Consider the following 12,791-nt stretch of genomic DNA (forward strand, 5'->3'; position numbering starts at 1 on the left):
ATCTCTTTTAGATAATTTGGTTTTTTTGAATTTCTTTGTAAGTTTCAAAAACATCGCCAACTCGAATATCGTTGTATTTTTCTAGCATAATGCCGCATTCATAGCCTTTTGAAACTTCTTTTGCATCATCTTTGAAACGTTTGAGTGATGCAATGGTTCCAGTGTGTATAACCACTCCATCTCTGATGAGACGAATATTGATTCCTCTTTGTATCACACCATCTGTAACCATACACCCTGCGATGGTACCCACTTTTGAAATCACAAAAGTGTCTCGCACTTCTGCTTGGCCTGTATTTTCCTCTTCGATAATTGGCGACATCAAACCTGATACCAAAGCTTTCATATCATCTATCAAGGCATAAATAATGGAATAAGTTTTTATCTCAACACCCATTTCTTTTGCTTTGATTTTCACAGTGCCTGTGGGTCTGACATTGAAACCCAAAATAATAGAATTGCTACTAGCTGCGGCAAGTGAAATATCACTTTCTGTAATACCCCCCACTCCCATCGAAATAACATTGACTTCTACTTCATCGTTATTGAGTTTCTCTAAGCTAGATTTTATCGCCTCAAGACTTCCTTGAGTATCTGCTTTGATAATAATAGGGATAGATTTTAGCTGTCCTTTTGCTACCATTTCAGAAAGTTCGTCAAAAGAAACCTTGGTTGATTTGCTCAATTCTTTTTGACGCAAATAAGTGGCTCTTTTTTGTGCGTATTCTTTAGCTATTGAATCACTCTGCACACTTATTAAAATAGATCCTGCACTTGGGACTTCTGATAGACCTGTAACCACGGCAACGCCAGAAGGATGGAGTTCTTTAATATTTCTGCCTCTATCATCTATCAACGCCCTAACTCTGCCAAAGGCAACTCCAGCAACAATAGAGTCCCCTAGCCTTAATGTACCATTTTGGACGATGATGGTTGCTACAGATCCTCGTCCTTTCTCCACGCTTCCTTCAAGTACAACAGCTTTTGCACTCACGCTTGAATCTGCCTTGAGTTCCATTACCTCAGCTTGAATCAAAATAGTTTCTAAAAGCTCTTCGATCCCATCTCCGGTTTTTGCTGAAACGGGAATAAATTCATACTCTCCGCCCCAATCAATAGGATTGAACCCGATCTCCGCGCATTCTGCTTTGAGCTTGTCGGGATTTGCATTTTCTTTGTCCATTTTATTCATAGCAACAATGATTTGCACTCCTGCTTCTTTGGCGTGTTTGAATGCCTCAATAGTTTGTTGCTTGACCCCATCATCTGCAGCAATGACAACAATCACGATATCTGTAACTTGTGCCCCTCTGCTCCTCATTTCTGTGAATGCTTCATGTCCGGGTGTGTCAATAAATGAAATCATTTTCCCATTTTTTTCCACCATATACGCCCCGATATGCTGGGTGATCCCCCCTGCTTCTGCACTCGCAACTCGTGCATTGCGTATTTTATCAAGCAAAGAAGTCTTTCCATGATCGACATGCCCCATGATGGTTACAACTGGGGGTCTTTCAGTTAGGTTTTGCACATTCTCATCTTGAGTTTGAGTAAAATCTAATTCTTCTACAGTATTTTGAATAGAAATTTCTATTTGAAATTCATCTGCGAGTATTTCAATAGCATCTCTATCTAAAAAATCATTTTTGGTTACCATCATTCCTAGATTAAACAAGACTTTTACAACTTCTGCCAAACTCCTACCAGAAATATCAGCAAACTCATATACGCGAATTTCTTCAGGGATGCTGATAACGCTTTGTGCAACTTTGAGCGTGGTGTCTTGTTTGGGAGGTTTGCGTCTTTTGATACTTCTTTTGATACTTCCTTCGCTCATCCAAGGATTTTTTTTATGTACTTTGATCCTATCTGTAATAGCTTGTTTGACTTGATTTTCTTCTTCTTCATCTCTGATATCTTGTTCATGCAGGTCAAAAAGCATGATTTCATTTTGTTCATCATCGTATTCATCTACATTGCCCAAAGCTCTCTCGCTAAGCAAATCAATTTTTTGTTCTTTGTGTTTTTGTTGTGCCTTTGGTTTGGCGGATTTTTTAGGTTTTTTGGTTGTTTTATCTTGTTCGCTTTGCATCTCTTCAAGCATTTCTTGAGCAGAGGGAGCATATTGATGCTTCTTCGAGGTAGCTTTAGGGGCAATCTCATCAAAATTTCCTTTTTTAACAATCCGAATTCCTGTTCTTCTAGCAACACTAGCCTCTGCTGATACAGATTCGATCTTTGGCACTTCTGTGTTTTCTTCTATAGATTCTTTGATGATAGCTTCTTCTTTGTCTTGTATAACCACATCTTTTTTTGTCTCTTGTTCGTCTTTTTTGGGTGCTTCTTTGAGAGATTTGTTTTCTTTTTTGGTGGGTTTTTTTGGTTGTATTTGATCGGTTTCTTGTGTTTTTTTGGTTGTTTTGGAAGTTTTTGACGAAGTAGGGATGTAATTATTCACGCCTGTAGTGATGTATTCGTATAATTTTGCGGCTTCTTCCTCGCTCAAAGCACTTGAAGCCGCTTTCACATTCAGCCCCATTTCTTTGGCCTTCTCTAATACCTCTTTAGGTGCCCTTCCTGCTTCATTTGCTATCTCTGTTAATCTAACTTTTGCCATTTATTTCTAATCTCCTTGATATGCTCTCTGATAATATTCTTGTCTTTTGGGGTGTTTTTGACTCTAATGAGACTTCCTATGATTTTATCACTGCCAATGCACTCCTCACATATATAAAAACTTCTACCACTCCCATCAAAGAATACTATCTTCGCATTGTCTGCTTTAAGCCTAAGAAGTTGATCTTGACTAAAACGTTTGCGACAACACACGCACATTCTAACGGAATTTTGAGATGAGAACTTTTTAAAATCTGTTGAATTTTCTGTAATTATACCAAAATTAAAATCATTCTTCTTCAATCATAACCCCTTGATTATCAAACCCTAGAACAAAAACTCTAAAATTTGAAAACTTCTTCTCAAAAATATTTGCCAATTTTTGTGCATCATCAGCATAACACATATTGAAAAAAGAAGAACCACTGCCTGAGAGGGTGCTCATCAAAGCCCCGTTTGCTAAGGCTATTTTTTGCACAGCAAAAAGTACGGGGAATTGTTTCATTCGTCTATCTTGATGGAATTTATCCCTACTAGCTAACGTCAAAACATCCCATTTTCCCTGTGCAAAAGCCATGCTCATCATCGAGGATCTAGAAATATTAAACACACTGTCTGACACAGAGTATCGCTTAGGCAAAGTTTGCCTAGAATATTTTGTAGAAATTGAACGGTTTGGAACAACCATCACCGCCTTAAATATTTGTGGAATTTCTTGTTTTAGATGATAGACTTTTTTTCGATCCACTACACATACATTAAAACCACCATATACGGCAGGAGTAATATTATCTGGATGGGATTCATAAATGAGGGCATCATTTAAAATGCTTTGTTTATCTATTTCTTTTTTTGCAAAATGATATGCCGAACTAATAGCACCTACAATCACTGCAGAACTACTGCCCATACCCCTAGAAACAGGGATTTTATTTTTGAATAAAAACCTAAATTCGTTGCCTTGTATTCCAAAATCAAGCAAGGTTTTTTTAAATATTTTTACAAACATATTATCAACCAAAAACTTCGCTAGTCCCTCACCTTCTCCTATGATCTGAATACTAGAAAAATTTGAAGGAGTGATGCTGAATTGGTTTCTAAAATCAAGACTTAGACCCAAACAATCAAAACCCGGTCCTAGATTTGCACTCGTTGCAGGAACACTTATTATCATATATTTCCCAAAAAAAATTTATTCTATTATATCCTAAAGAGGTGGCAAAATATATAGTGGGATGTTTTGAGTATCAAAATGTTTCGGCTCTAAAATAAATGGCAAAGAAAATACATTATCGATTTTTTCATCAGTTTCTTGTACATGTATATCATCTGAAGTATTTTTAATAAAATATTTGTTTCCAAATGCTTTGATAGGGGATTTATGATTGAAATAAAAGCTATCTACAGAATAAAGCTTGATATTTCTATCCAAACACAATGTTTGTAAAAAAATATGAACAAGTTTTAGTGAAGTAAAACTACCTGGTCCTTTAGCATAAAAAATCGATCTTAACTCCATATTGAAAATTTCCAAATATTCAAATGCTAGATTAAAAACCTCTAAAATAGCATCTGCACTTCTAGCAGTAGAAGAAAAGCTCTTTTTTAAATGGAAATTTTCATAAACTCCACATATCATAGGAGAACTCACCCCAATAAGAATCAAATCAGCTTTCTTTAAATCACTCATAAGTTATTGAACCGCTTTTGCAAACTCAAACATTTTTTCGGTATTTTGATCTTCTAATGCAATCACTTCATAAGCATTGCTATCAGAAAGAATTTTTTGCGTAAGCAGTGAGTTTAGCTTGTGGCTTCCTGCAAAAGATATATAGCTTCCCATCAAAGGCATCCCTAAAATAGCCATATCGCCAATAGCATCTAGGATTTTATGTCTGACAAACTCTTCTTTGTATCTGAGGCCTTCTTTGTTTAATATACCATTTTCATCTAGCACGATGCAGTTACTCAAATTTCCGCCCTGTGCAAGACCTTTTGAACGCAGATAATTCACTTCGTGCAAAAATCCAAATGTTCTAGCTCGTGCAATCTCTTCTTTGTATGCCTGTTTTGAAAAAACAAATTTATATTTTTGCTCTTTGATGGCTTGATGCTTGAAATCAATAGCAAAATCAAAAACGGTTTGATTGCTAGGTTCAACCCTTACAAATTTATCACCATCTCTAATCTCAATGGGTCTTTTGATTTGAATGATTTTTCTCACTTCATCAAGTTCAACTATTCCAGCTTCATCTAGCAACATACAATAACCTATAGAACTCCCGTCCATAATCGGTATCTCTTCATTATCTACTGAAATCTTAATGTTATCAATGCCATAAGCACTGATTGCTGAGAGCAAATGTTCTATAGTGGATATTTTTACATCATCTTTTCCTAAAACCGTTGCCATTGTCGTATCCACAACATTTTCAGCTTTCATAGGAATGCTCACGCCTTTATCAGTACGATAAAAAATGATTCCGTTGTTCGCCTCTAATGGTTCTAAAACCATCTTTACAGGAACACCTTTATGCAATCCAATGCCTATGAGTTCGACTTTTTTTGCTATGGTCCTCTGCCTCATTTTATTTCCTTTATCAATATATTATCGCCATCTTTTGTAATTATTTTTAAAAAATCGTTTGAATTTATCCTTTCTATCATTTTCAAAGAGAGGATTTCACCCTGAAATACAATATGACCAGAATTCACATTTCTCAAAATAATATATTCACCTAGACACACAATCACCCCATCACATTTTCCAAAGATAGTAATGCTTCCCTCTGTAGTTATCTTCGCACCATTATTAATATTTCCAAGAAAAATCAAATCTCCAGAAGAGTCCAATTCTTCGCCACTGCGGATATTTTTTTGATATATTTTTGCTTGTGTTTTGATGTTTGATACCTTCAATACCTCAACATCTCTACCTTTAAAATCTGTCTCATTTACCACATAGGTTATTTTCATTTCATTTAAAAAAGATTCAAGCCCAGCTTCTATTTTATGCTTGAAAACAAACAAATAATCCTTGAGCAAAATAAAATTTTTTGTAATAAAATCAATGTATTCTTGAGTTTCTCCTCCGCTAAATTCGAAGATTTTAATATTTTTCTGTCTTGTTTTGATCACCTGCATCCTCGATTATATTTTTAGCTTTCATAAATACATCTGTAATATTTGCTTTTATCCATTTTGCATCCATCCATTCAACATCTCTGACAGGATTTCCCTGAACCAATAACCCTAAATGCAAATGATCTCCAAATGCCCAACCTGTCTGACCTGTAAAGCCTATAATCGTACCAGCAGTGATATTTTCACCGGGCTTGAGCGAAAATTTTGACATATGAGAATATAAAGAAGAAAGTCCAAACCCGTGATAAATAATGGTCGTATTTCCATAAACACCCAAAAGTTCTGTTAATAACACCTTGCCTGAGTTTGTAGAAACAATAGGGGCATTTTTGACACTGGCAATATCAAGCCCTAAATGCAAAGACTTACTGATGAGTTTTTTGCCCAAATAATAGCTACGATGATCTCCAAAACTCCCCACAACAACACTTCCTTTAAGTGGAAGAAAGGCATTAAGCTCGATAGGTTCAGTCATGGAGGTGTAATCAACATCGCTTGAAACTTTTGATATTAATGCTTCATCTCTATTACGGATAGTTTCATTAATGTAGTTAAATTTATTTTTGTTGTTATCAAAGCTATCAGGAGATCTCTCTCCGACGGTATCTATGAGTTCATTTAACTTTCCATTGAGGAAATTATCTTTGACTTTGATATTTGAATATCTGTACTTAGGGCTCAAATCCTTGATCAGAGGAATTGCGACTCTTTTTTTGTTATAAGCTTTATCTAAAACAGTGATAGTTCCATTAAAAAAAGTATTTTGCACAGGCCAAGCCAAAATAACTGCATAATAACCTGGTTTCATAAAAGGAAAAACTTTGAAGTCATTAGTTCCATTGCTTACACTAATAGATTCAATACTATTATCAATCACTTTAAAAATAAGTAATGCACTCCCTCCATAACTTATCTTATAAGAATTTGCAATGACATTCACAAGAGGGGCTTGAGTATCAATAGTGAGATCGAGTTTTTTGATAGCTTTATTCCCGCTAAAAAAATGTGAATTACTCCAATCAGTAACCGTAATTTCATAATGCACTTTAGCACCATCAGGAAGTTTAACTTCTGGAGTTGGAAGGACAAAAATTTTCTCTTTTGGCTTTTTTAAAACCACTACTTCTTTATCAACGACCAAGACCCCATCTGAAGTTTTTGCAGTAACTTTGTAACCTTTGATACCGCTCTCATCTTTTGCAGCAATCTCTATTTTTTTTTCAGGATTCCAATATGCTTTTTCGTCTATTTTTACAAATTTTTTGTCAAGAACCATATAAACATCAAGTGCAGGTGGCTTACTCTCAAAAAAATCTGATGTATAAATCATATACCCGCCTACAATAACGACAGCCAAAATCACCAATTTTAAAAAAGACTTGAATTTCATTTTATACCTTATTTTCTAGGATCTGATATTTTTCCTCTAATCGCACTTATAGCAACAACAGCAGAGTTTGCCAAATATACTTCTGAGCTTCTAGCACCCATTCTGCCAACAAAGTTTCTATTTGTCGTAGAAATACATCTCTCATTATCGCCTAAGATTCCCATATAGCCACCCAAACAAGCACCGCAAGTAGGATTGCTAACGAGTGCTCCTGCTTCAATCAAAGTATCTATATATCCTAGTTCTTGTGCTTGTTTATAGATTTTTTGAGTTCCAGGTGTTATAATCAAACGAACATCTGAATGCACTTTATGTCCTTTGAGGATTTCACTTGCAATTTTTAAATCGCTCAAGCGTCCATTAGTGCAAGAACCTATAAAGGCTTGATCGATCTTAAGTTCATCTTTGATAGCTTCACTGATTTTTTTACCATTACTAGGAAGAAATGGATAAGCAACGATGGGTTCAAGTTTGCCTATGTCGATTTCTAAAATTTTAGAATATTGTGCATCTTCATCAGAATAATGATATTTGGGTTCAGATCGAAGCTTTCCATTAGCCTGATGTGTGCATTTTAAAAATTCTTTGGTGATTTCATCAGCGGCAATAATGCCATTTTTTGCCCCTGCTTCAACCGCCATATTACACAATGAAAAACGATCGTCCATACTTAGATGAGATATTCCTTCCCCGCAAAATTCAAGTGCTTGATACAAAGCACCATCAACTCCAATTTGCCTAATAACTTCTAATATCAAATCTTTTCCATATAGGTGTTGTGTTGGTTTGCCAATAAATTTGACCTTTATGGATTTTGGAACTTTGAACCAGTTTTTGCCAGTAATCATCGCATATGCCAAATCCGTACTTCCCATGCCCGTAGAAAAAGCTCCCAATGCACCATGAGTACAAGTATGAGAATCTGCACCAATAATCACATCTCCACTAACAACCAATCCTTTTTCAGGCAAAAGGGCGTGTTCAATCCCCATATCTCTTTCGTCAAAATAATTTTTCAATCCAAATTCTTTGACAAAATCACGACTGATTCTAGCTTGATTTGCTGAAGCAATGTCTTTAGCGGGGATAAAATGATCCATCACAATACAAAAATTATCTGGTCTTGCTAGAGCTTTTGCACCCGCACTTCTAAATGCCTTTATAGACAAAGGTGTGGTAATATCATTTCCAATAATCATATCAATATCGGTTTGAACAATATCATCAGCATACACAGACTGACCACAATGATCTGAGAATATTTTTTCAGTGATTGTTTGTCCCATCGCTTCATCCTTTCATGTATAATATCGGGCTAGATTCTACTATATTTTTTTGCTTTTAGAACAAATAAGTATAACTGAGTGTCCAAATCGTAGAACGTTTGAATTCTATGTCTTTGGAAACTAATGTTTTGCTATCCCCGCTAGTATTTGTGTATGTAGCGGGACTTTCAAGCCCAAGTCTCAAATATGTCCAAGGAATCTTAGCACCTACTTCAATGCGATTTTTTGTATTAACAGTAAAAGAAAGCCCCATATTGAATGTATAATCAACCTGAAGCAAAGTATTCCATAAAAGATTATTGCTACTATAGCTAGTGTCTTTCAAAAGAGATTTAAGCTGATCTTTATTAGCATTATCAAGTAAGATCATCGCCCCAACACCCAAACCAATGTAGCCTCCAACATAATGCTTATAAGAATGTGTTATGGGAATATCTACCATCAGATCAAAATCCATAGAACCTAACATATAAATCAGCGTTCCAATTTTATTGCCATTTTCTGTATCGGTAATATCTCCTGCCATGGGTCCGCCAGAAAGCATACCCTCTCCATAGATTCTAGCTCCGAAATAGGGGTTGAAAAATTTCTGATACCCAAATTTTCCTCCAAACATATAGAGATTAGCTTGAGTTAAAAGAGGGGATTTCAAAACCCCTGTGGTTTGTTTTTTTAAAGTGTCTATAGTTGTATTGTTTTGATTATAAGAACCATCAATATAATCATTATATAATGAACCATAGCCTAGATTTATTCCTGTAAATAAACCACTTTTTTCATCTGCAACAGTATATCCTCTTAGGATTTTTTTCTTTTTTTCAGCAGAAGCATAAGGATGATGTGTATTTGTATATGTGGTGTTAGGAGAAAAATCCATAGGCGTACCACCATTTTTAATAATCTGATCTTTTAGAGATTGTATCTCGCTATCTGAAGCTGATAGCATTATTTTGTCTTTAAAAATATCACTACTTTTTTGAGCCTCCACAGCTTTAGCAAAAGCTAAACCTAATCCAGCCATCGCAAAAATAAAAATAATTTTTTTCACATCAGCACCTTAAAATAAAAAATTGTAACTCACAAAATACAAATTCGTACTTGAGAATTTGAATTTTTGCGAATCGTTTATTTTGAGTGGAGGTATCTTCATCTCTAGCTCAATACGACTTCTAAGATCAAGGGTAACAGCTATACCCACATTCACAACAGGACCAAAATGTTCTAAAGCGGGTTTAGTAACACTATCAGAATAATATGTCCATCCCATTCCTACTCCAGCAAAAAAACCTATAGAATAGCGTTGATCACTATCTAGGGGAATATCTGCAATAAGATCTAGATTCACACTTCCTAACTGATAAATCATCTCTTCAAAATCGCTTCCGCCTATATATTCTCCATAAAATCTAAGTCCAGCGATATAATTCAAATACTTTTGATACCCAACCTTAACTCCAGCAACAAATGGATGTACATCTGCATAGCTAAGGCTATCAACTGTCATACTACCTAAAATACCGCCCAAAAATAAGCCATTTTTTTGTTTGGCAATTTCTGCTAGTTCTGCCCTGTGTTGCTGCTCATAAAGCTGTCCCTTGAGCATATATATTTGCCTTTTTTGATCTTCAAGCCCATCATCATCTGCCTTCAAAAAGTTTCCTACTATCAAACCAAACAAACAAATTGCTATTATTTTTTTAGAAAACATACTGATACCCCGCCATAAATAATGCTCCCATCCAATCAATATCTTTGTTGGTAACAAGTTTGAGTTCAAGCTCAAGTCGATTATGGGAAAAGAATGTGATTCCAAAACCAGCATTTACCATCACTCCAAATTCAGAGTTTGCGTTGTAGTTATAAGTCATACTCCCTAATCCTATGCCCAGAATCATCCCAGCTGCAAAGCCATTGAAAACAGGAACATCTATCATCATATCCCCGTTTAAGAAAATACTAGAAAAATCGAGTTTTCCTAATGGTTTTTCTTTTCCAACTGTGCCTATATACTGCACATATATGCGTCTGCCCACATAGTTTGGCAAAAATATCCCCTCAAACAATGATGGCAAGAAAGTCTGATATCCAAATTTTGCTCCATATGCAAGCAAATAATTTCCCTCATCATTACTTGTAACATCATTGGCAAAATATCCGCCACTCACGCCCAAAAAAAGTCCTGTTTTTTTATGTGCCTCATCAAGATTTTTGATAAGTTTTTTGATATCTTTATCACTAGTTTTATTATAAAGCTTCATATATTTATAATATGACGGATCTAAGGAGTTGTAGTTTAAATCATCTTGACCATAAACAAACCCCAATAAAAACAAACATAGTAAAATACCGATTCGTTGCATCTGAGGAACCTTTTAAACTCTGATTGCGAAGATTTTATCTATTTTTTTATAAAATTTCGTTTTTTTATATAAAGAATTCTATAATAATTTTCTTAAAAAAACTCCGTTGATAATATTTTGTAAAATTTCAACAAAGGAATAAATTGATGAAAAAAACCATTCAATACCTACAAGCAAAAAAGAAAATAGAAAAAATCACTGCTATTACTGCCTATGATGCTTTGTTTTCAAGCTTGTTTGACTCTAAAGTTGATATAATTTTAGTAGGAGATAGCCTGAATATGAGTTTTGGAGGAAAAGAAGATACTCTAAGTATGGGTATAGATGAAATTATCTATCACACAAAAGCAGTTTGTAGGGGTGCAAAAGAATCTTTTATCATCGCAGATATGCCATTTGGAAGCTATCAAAATTCAAAAATGGCTATTAAAAATGCTGTCTCTATCTACAAAAAAACTTCAGCTGATGCTATAAAAATTGAAGGAGATATTCATAAAGCAGGTATTATTTCTGATATGGTAAGTGAGGGAATTGCGGTTATTGGGCATATTGGTTTAATGCCACAATTTGCCAGATCTCAAGGAGGATATAAAATCAAGGGCAAAACCTCACAAGAAGCAAAAGAGCTGATTGATTGTGCTATAGCATTAGAAAAAGCGGGGGCATGTATGATCGTTTTGGAAGGAATTTACACCAGTGTTGCGACTCAAATCACTGAAAATCTCAAAATTCCCACTATTGGAATAGGAAGCGGGATAAATTGCGATGGTCAAATACTTGTTTGGAGCGACATGTTTGGGTTTTTTGAAAAATTCAAACCAAAATTTGTCAGAAAATACCTAGAGGGCAGCACACTTATTCAAACTGCATTGCAACAATATGTAGAAGATGTTAAAAATGGGAATTTTCCCTCTGTGCAAGAAAGTTATCAAGGATAGGAAGTGGAAAAAATATCTTTAGAAGAAAATAATCGAATCATAGACATTGAAAAACTTGATTTTGAAGAAGGTGCAGAAAATTCACTCCGTCCAACACTTTGGGAAGAATATATCGGTCAAGAAAAGATAAAAAAAAATCTCAAAGTTTTTATTCAAGCTAGCAGAAAAAGACAGGAATGCTTAGATCATATCTTATTCTTTGGTCCTCCTGGACTTGGAAAAACTACACTTAGCCATATCATCGCTAATGAAATGGGAACAAGCATTAAAGTAACTGCAGCTCCCATGATAGAAAAAGCGGGGGATTTGGCAGCGATTATGACTAATTTATGTGAGGGTGATATCCTATTTATTGATGAAATACACAGATTGAGCCCTGCTATTGAAGAAATTCTATACCCTGCAATGGAAGATTATAGACTTGATATTATTATTGGATCAGGACCAGCTGCACAAACAGTCAAGATTGATTTGGCAAAATTCACACTTATTGGAGCAACCACAAGAGCAGGGATGCTCAGCAACCCACTCAGAGACAGATTTGGAATGAATTTTAGATTGCAGTTTTATGAGACAAAAGAACTCGCAATTATCGCACAAAAAGCAAGTGTCAAACTAGGAAAACCACTCAGTGATGATGGGGCAAAAGAAATTGCTGCTCGTTCACGTGGAACTCCTCGAATTACCCTCAGACTCTTAAGAAGAGTTCGTGATTTTGCCGAAGTAGCCGAAAAAGAAGAAATTGATCTTGAAATAACAAAATACGCCTTAAATGAACTTGGAGTGAATGAATTTGGATTTGATGAACTAGATTTACGTTACTTGAAAATCCTCGCTGAATCTAGAGGAAGACCGATTGGACTTAACACTATCTCAGCTGCGATGAGTGAAGATGAAGGCACAATTGAAGATGTTATCGAGCCTTATCTGCTCGCAAATAGCTATCTTGAAAGAACTGCTAAAGGTAGGATTGCAACACATAAAACCTATGAACTACTTAATATGAAACTTAATAAAAATGGATTACTATAAGATTTATAAAAATTGGCTCAATAAA

Annotated in this window: 13 protein-coding genes; 2 read left to right on the forward strand and 11 right to left on the reverse strand. The window is 35.2% G+C overall.

Going from position 1 to position 12,791, the window contains the following annotated elements:
* Positions 1-7: 7 nt before the first annotated feature.
* The 11 genes from infB to Q5I06_RS05750 are packed head-to-tail and all read right to left on the reverse strand — an operon-like array spanning position 8 to position 10,796.
* Positions 8-2,617, reverse strand: coding sequence for a translation initiation factor IF-2 (gene infB, locus Q5I06_RS05700; RefSeq protein ID WP_305517155.1), 2,610 nt, complete (start codon positions 2,615-2,617; stop codon positions 8-10).
* On the reverse strand, positions 2,599-2,919 hold the full coding sequence (locus tag Q5I06_RS05705; protein WP_305517154.1) for a DUF448 domain-containing protein: 321 nt from the start codon (positions 2,917-2,919) through the stop codon (positions 2,599-2,601). The genes infB and Q5I06_RS05705 overlap by 19 nt, the downstream gene beginning before the upstream one ends.
* Positions 2,906-3,790 carry a homoserine kinase gene (gene thrB / locus Q5I06_RS05710; protein ID WP_305517153.1) on the reverse strand — a complete coding sequence of 295 codons (885 nt, stop codon included), beginning with the start codon at positions 3,788-3,790 and terminating at the stop codon, positions 2,906-2,908. The genes Q5I06_RS05705 and thrB overlap by 14 nt, the downstream gene beginning before the upstream one ends.
* A gap of 33 nt (positions 3,791-3,823) precedes the next feature.
* The gene (locus tag Q5I06_RS05715; RefSeq protein WP_305517152.1) at positions 3,824-4,306 is read right to left on the reverse strand and encodes a tRNA threonylcarbamoyladenosine biosynthesis protein TsaB; all 483 of its coding nucleotides are present in this window, start codon (positions 4,304-4,306) and stop codon (positions 3,824-3,826) included.
* Between the two features lie 3 nt (positions 4,307-4,309).
* Positions 4,310-5,203: a UDP-3-O-acyl-N-acetylglucosamine deacetylase gene (gene lpxC, locus Q5I06_RS05720; protein ID WP_305517151.1), complete on the reverse strand. Its 894-nt coding sequence runs from the start codon at positions 5,201-5,203 to the stop codon at positions 4,310-4,312.
* A complete protein-coding gene (locus Q5I06_RS05725) occupies positions 5,200-5,754 on the reverse strand; it encodes a septum site-determining protein MinC (RefSeq protein WP_305517150.1) in 555 nt (184 codons plus the stop codon). The genes lpxC and Q5I06_RS05725 overlap by 4 nt, the downstream gene beginning before the upstream one ends.
* The gene (locus Q5I06_RS05730; RefSeq protein ID WP_305517149.1) at positions 5,726-7,150 is read right to left on the reverse strand and encodes a M23 family metallopeptidase; all 1,425 of its coding nucleotides are present in this window, start codon (positions 7,148-7,150) and stop codon (positions 5,726-5,728) included. Before Q5I06_RS05730 ends, Q5I06_RS05725 begins: the two co-directional genes overlap by 29 nt.
* A gap of 8 nt (positions 7,151-7,158) precedes the next feature.
* Positions 7,159-8,436, reverse strand: a complete 1,278-nt coding sequence (locus tag Q5I06_RS05735; RefSeq protein WP_305517148.1) for a 3-isopropylmalate dehydratase large subunit — start codon at positions 8,434-8,436, stop codon at positions 7,159-7,161.
* A gap of 55 nt (positions 8,437-8,491) precedes the next feature.
* Positions 8,492-9,484, reverse strand: coding sequence for an outer membrane beta-barrel protein (locus tag Q5I06_RS05740; RefSeq protein ID WP_305517147.1), 993 nt, complete (start codon positions 9,482-9,484; stop codon positions 8,492-8,494).
* A gap of 9 nt (positions 9,485-9,493) precedes the next feature.
* The gene (locus Q5I06_RS05745) at positions 9,494-10,087 is read right to left on the reverse strand and encodes an outer membrane beta-barrel protein (protein ID WP_305517146.1); all 594 of its coding nucleotides are present in this window, start codon (positions 10,085-10,087) and stop codon (positions 9,494-9,496) included.
* Positions 10,088-10,133: 46 nt separating this feature from the next.
* Complete coding sequence (locus tag Q5I06_RS05750) at positions 10,134-10,796, reverse strand: hypothetical protein (RefSeq protein WP_305517145.1); 663 nt, start codon at positions 10,794-10,796, stop codon at positions 10,134-10,136.
* A 146-nt stretch (positions 10,797-10,942) separates the two neighbouring features.
* Between Q5I06_RS05750 and panB the strand changes: the two genes are divergently transcribed.
* Together panB and ruvB are read left to right on the forward strand one after the other, a co-directional pair.
* Positions 10,943-11,734: a 3-methyl-2-oxobutanoate hydroxymethyltransferase gene (panB, locus tag Q5I06_RS05755; RefSeq protein WP_305517144.1), complete on the forward strand. Its 792-nt coding sequence runs from the start codon at positions 10,943-10,945 to the stop codon at positions 11,732-11,734.
* Positions 11,735-11,737: 3 nt separating this feature from the next.
* Entirely contained in the window at positions 11,738-12,766 is a 1,029-nt protein-coding gene (gene ruvB / locus Q5I06_RS05760) for a Holliday junction branch migration DNA helicase RuvB (RefSeq protein WP_305517143.1), read from the forward strand.
* Positions 12,767-12,791: the final 25 nt, after the last annotated feature.

This window comes from Helicobacter cappadocius (assembly GCF_030688855.1).
Lineage (GTDB): Bacteria > Campylobacterota > Campylobacteria > Campylobacterales > Helicobacteraceae > Helicobacter_J > Helicobacter_J cappadocius.

What these genes read in the sequence shown, in the direction of transcription:
- infB (WP_305517155.1), bottom strand. Translation starts at nt 2,617, where the DNA reads ATGGCAAAAGTTAGATTAACAGAGATAGCAAATGAAGCAGGAAGGGCA.
- thrB (WP_305517153.1), bottom strand. Translation starts at nt 3,790, where the DNA reads ATGATAATAAGTGTTCCTGCAACGAGTGCAAATCTAGGACCGGGTTTT.
- Q5I06_RS05715 (WP_305517152.1), bottom strand. Translation starts at nt 4,306, where the DNA reads ATGAGTGATTTAAAGAAAGCTGATTTGATTCTTATTGGGGTGAGTTCT.
- lpxC (WP_305517151.1), bottom strand. Translation starts at nt 5,203, where the DNA reads ATGAGGCAGAGGACCATAGCAAAAAAAGTCGAACTCATAGGCATTGGA.
- Q5I06_RS05730 (WP_305517149.1), bottom strand. Translation starts at nt 7,150, where the DNA reads ATGAAATTCAAGTCTTTTTTAAAATTGGTGATTTTGGCTGTCGTTATT.
- Q5I06_RS05735 (WP_305517148.1), bottom strand. Translation starts at nt 8,436, where the DNA reads ATGGGACAAACAATCACTGAAAAAATATTCTCAGATCATTGTGGTCAG.
- Q5I06_RS05750 (WP_305517145.1), bottom strand. Translation starts at nt 10,796, where the DNA reads ATGCAACGAATCGGTATTTTACTATGTTTGTTTTTATTGGGGTTTGTT.
- panB (WP_305517144.1), top strand. Translation starts at nt 10,943, where the DNA reads ATGAAAAAAACCATTCAATACCTACAAGCAAAAAAGAAAATAGAAAAA.